Raw genomic sequence first — 3,552 nt, forward strand, 5'->3', positions numbered from 1 at the left:
TGGAAAGATACCAAGCGCACAGGGCGTGCATCTGTGAAAGTGTTATGGCAAGGATGGCTTAAGTTACAAGCCATCCTAGAAGGCTACGATTTAGCAAAATCTCTTGAGTCAGACTTGTGATCAAGAGACAGCTCTTCAGTGCCTTTTTTATTTATTTTTAATAAATTTACTTGAAAACAATTTTACCGTCCATATATAGTTAAGTAGGACGCCTGATGGGTCCTAAATTAAACTTAAACAATTGAAATTTATATTATTAATTAAACTTTGCTTGAGCTTGTTCAATAGAAAAGCACATGCAAAATATCGCTTAAATATGAGGATATTATTATGCGTACAGTAGACTTATCACCACTTTATCGTTCATTTATCGGCTTCGAACATTTAGCATCACTTATGGATGCGGCAGCTAATACAGACAAGCAGCCTAGTTTTCCTCCTTACAATATAGAAGCACTCGATAAAGACAAATACAGAATCACTATGGCCGTTGCTGGTTTTAGTGATAGTGAATTAACCATTGAGTCAGAAAACAACACATTAAAAGTTGCAGGTATTAAAGCTAATAAAGATGAAAATAATGAACGTAAGTTTATTCATCAAGGTATAGCAGAGCGTAACTTTGAACGTAAGTTTCAGCTTGGAGACCATGTAAAAGTACTTGGTGCCGATTTAGCTAACGGCTTATTAAGCATAGAGTTACAGCGTGAAATTCCTGAAGCACTTAAACCACGTAAAATAGAAATTGGTAATAGCAATCTAATAGAAGGTAAATAGTCTTCTAAAGTACATATTCCCCTGATTATTTAGCCGCCTCATTTGAGGCGGTTTTTTTACTTAAAGCGCTTCTAAATTATTAAGGTAGTAGGTTGCTTGTTGCAGCGTTTGTTCTTGAAGTGTTTCATCTTGTTTATCCCAGTTTTTATATACCATACCAATACGTGGGTTCTTCTCTAGCCTGTCTCTGTGTCTATTCATGAAATGCCAATACAAGCTATTTAGCGGGCAGGCTTGATCTCCTACTTTTTGTTTAACATCGTACTGACAGCTTTTGCAGTAATCGCTCATTTTATTAATGTAGTTACCGCTTGCAGCATAAGGCTTTGTTGCAATTATTCCATCATCGGCAAACTGACTCATGCCTCGGGTGTTGGGCATTTCTACCCATTCTATGGCATCTATATAAACGCCTAAGTACCAGTTGTCTACGTCATCAGGGTTTACTCCTGTGAGCATGCAAAAGTTCCCAATAACCATTAGGCGCTGAATATGATGAGCATAAGCGGTTTCAAGGCTTTGCTTGAGTGAGTGGCTTAGACAATTCATTTTTGTAGAGCTGTTCCAAAAATAAGATGGCAGTTTATTTTTGGCTTGTAATTGATTTTTAACTGCGTAGTCGGGCATGTTAATCCAATAAATGGCACGTACATACTCTCTCCAGCCTAATATTTGCCTAGTAAAGCCCTCTACTTGCGAGAGGGATATTTCATTGGGTCTTTGTTCGTATTCGCTTATTACACGTTTGATTACATATAACGGGTGGAGTATTTTTGCGTTTAGGGCAAACGATAAACGGCTATGGTACAGGCTGGTATTGTTTTTACTTTGATCTGTCATCGCATCTTGAAAGTGACCAAAGCGACTAAGTAAGTGCTCACAAAAGTATTCAAGAGATTCAATCGCTTGTTTACGCGTTGTTGGCCACTCCAGTGAATGTTCATTTATTTCACCCAAATAAGCGACGTTGTGTTTATTTAAACGAGAAATAATGCTGCTAACATCAGTATTGAATAACTTAGGCTCTGGGATGTCGGCTAAGTCTTTTTTAGAAAATTTATTACGATTATTACTATCAAAATTCCATTTGCCACCAGTTGGCTTTGCATCATCAATTAATATATTAAATTGCTTACGCATAGCACGATAAAAGTGCTCCATTGTTACATGCTTGTTTTTTGTAAAGCGTGTTTTTATATCGGTGAACGGTAATAAAAAGTGTTCAGTATCTGTAGCAATTACATTTAATGAGCTATCACTTTTAAACTTAGCTAATTGAGATTTTAGCCTAAACTCGTCAGGGTATTGATATTCAATAGAGTCGCATTGGTATTTATCGGCAACCCGCTTGAGTAATTCAATCAAGTCCTTGTCGTCATCGGTATCATCAAGTGTTAAATGCAAAACATTAAAACCTGCCGTGTTTAATGCAGTTGCAAAGTTTTCCATAGCATTAAAAAAAGCACACAGTTTTTGAATGTGATGTTTAACGTAGTCAGTTTCTTGTTTTAGTTCTGCGATGAGGTAAAGCGTGTCGTCGTCTTTTTGCTTGTACCATGAATGAGATGGGTTTAGCTGATCGCCTAGTATTAGTCTGAGTGTTTTGTGATGGGTCATAGTAAAGCCAAATTTTTTTATACGGACGTATTTAATTAAAGGATCGTTTTACTATTTAACTACGAGTGAATAGAGCAAAAAGGCTTAACCGATTATCAAGGCAATAAAGGCGTGTTGGATCATGGTGTGCAAATGAGTTTAATTAATGGGGAGGTTAAGTAAGTTAAATTGCCACCCCTAAAATTTTATATTTAAATTTTATTACTTTGCTTTTGCTGCATTTTTTGTTGTAACGAAACCACATTAGATACATTAAATAGAATATTGCTGGCAAAGTTTTCAAAATATTTAAGGGCTTTTTTCCAAGCGAGCTGGCTCTCAGGAGTAAAGTGTTTACCAAGGTGCTCTTTAAGGGTTTCGTAAAACGCATCAGATAATAGTGCAATGTCACTTTGCGAAACACTGCTTTTTTTTAGGTACATTAAATGATGTGCTAAAAAAGGAGCTACCGATGCTGGCTTATCTAAATGTTTAACAATTCGTTCTAACACACAAAAAAGGGTAAAACTCTTTTCGTTAAATTGTAAGGCTGTTGGGTAATTCATTTCAATGCTAGATTCAGCCAATTTACTGTGAAATCGAGCCGTGAATGCATGAAAATTTGGCTTAATAATTGTTAAGTTATTTAACAATGCTGATTGTTGTTGGTTCATTTTTATCTCGCTGCAGTGAGTAATAACTATTATTATTAAGTGGCATAAAATTGATTATAGCGGGCAGATAAAATTCTGCACGTTTTTTTAGTGTTAAAGTATGGGTTTTAGTTATATCAATTTATTTTCTGGTAAATTGTAAGCATCTAAAAGGTACTAAGGTAGCTCAAATTTAGTTTGTTTGATTTTCACTCAAAAATAATAAGCTGTAATATTTAATAATTTAGAGACAGCATTTTATAAAATTGATTGATTACTTATGTTACTTATATATACATTAAATTAGCATCTTGACGAATTGGAAATTTTACAAACTAATTGCGTATTATAGTTGCTAATCATCCCGTACATCCTTATAATAGCGGCCATTGTTTAGCATGTTGTAAAACAGCTAACAGCGATATTAAATTTAAAGTTTGATATCTATTGGCGCGGGATGGAGCAGTCTGGTAGCTCGTCGGGCTCATAACCCGAAGGTCGTCGGTTCAAATCCGGCTCCCGCAAC

3 protein-coding genes and 1 tRNA gene are annotated in these 3,552 nt (G+C 35.6%); 2 read left to right on the plus strand and 2 right to left on the minus strand.

From position 1 onward, the window contains the following. Nucleotides 1-330 precede the first annotated feature (330 nt). Nucleotides 331-777 (plus strand): Hsp20 family protein, encoded by a 447-nt coding sequence (locus I6F42_RS19870; RefSeq protein WP_007585496.1) that lies wholly within the window; start codon nucleotides 331-333, stop codon nucleotides 775-777. A gap of 60 nt (nucleotides 778-837) precedes the next feature. Here the strand turns inward: I6F42_RS19870 and I6F42_RS19875 are convergent, their stop codons facing one another. Both I6F42_RS19875 and I6F42_RS19880 read right to left on the minus strand, forming a co-directional pair. Then, nucleotides 838-2,394 carry a cryptochrome/photolyase family protein gene (locus I6F42_RS19875; RefSeq protein ID WP_197153189.1) on the minus strand — a complete coding sequence of 519 codons (1,557 nt, stop codon included), beginning with the start codon at nucleotides 2,392-2,394 and terminating at the stop codon, nucleotides 838-840. A 191-nt stretch (nucleotides 2,395-2,585) separates the two neighbouring features. Then, nucleotides 2,586-3,047: a globin domain-containing protein gene (locus tag I6F42_RS19880; protein ID WP_007585499.1), complete on the minus strand. Its 462-nt coding sequence runs from the start codon at nucleotides 3,045-3,047 to the stop codon at nucleotides 2,586-2,588. 430 nt (nucleotides 3,048-3,477) lie between these two features. On the opposite strand from I6F42_RS19880, the gene I6F42_RS19885 reads away from it, so the two are divergent. Then, nucleotides 3,478-3,551 (plus strand) — tRNA-Met (locus I6F42_RS19885). Nucleotide 3,552 lies beyond the last annotated feature (1 nt).

Source organism: Pseudoalteromonas sp. SWYJZ12 (genome assembly GCF_015864395.1).
GTDB lineage: Bacteria > Pseudomonadota > Gammaproteobacteria > Enterobacterales > Alteromonadaceae > Pseudoalteromonas > Pseudoalteromonas arctica.

Excerpts from the sequence above, each read along its gene's own strand:
- I6F42_RS19870 (WP_007585496.1), top strand. The coding sequence starts at position 331 with ATGCGTACAGTAGACTTATCACCACTTTATCGTTCATTTATCGGCTTC.
- I6F42_RS19875 (WP_197153189.1), bottom strand. The coding sequence starts at position 2,394 with ATGACCCATCACAAAACACTCAGACTAATACTAGGCGATCAGCTAAAC.
- I6F42_RS19880 (WP_007585499.1), bottom strand. The coding sequence starts at position 3,047 with ATGAACCAACAACAATCAGCATTGTTAAATAACTTAACAATTATTAAG.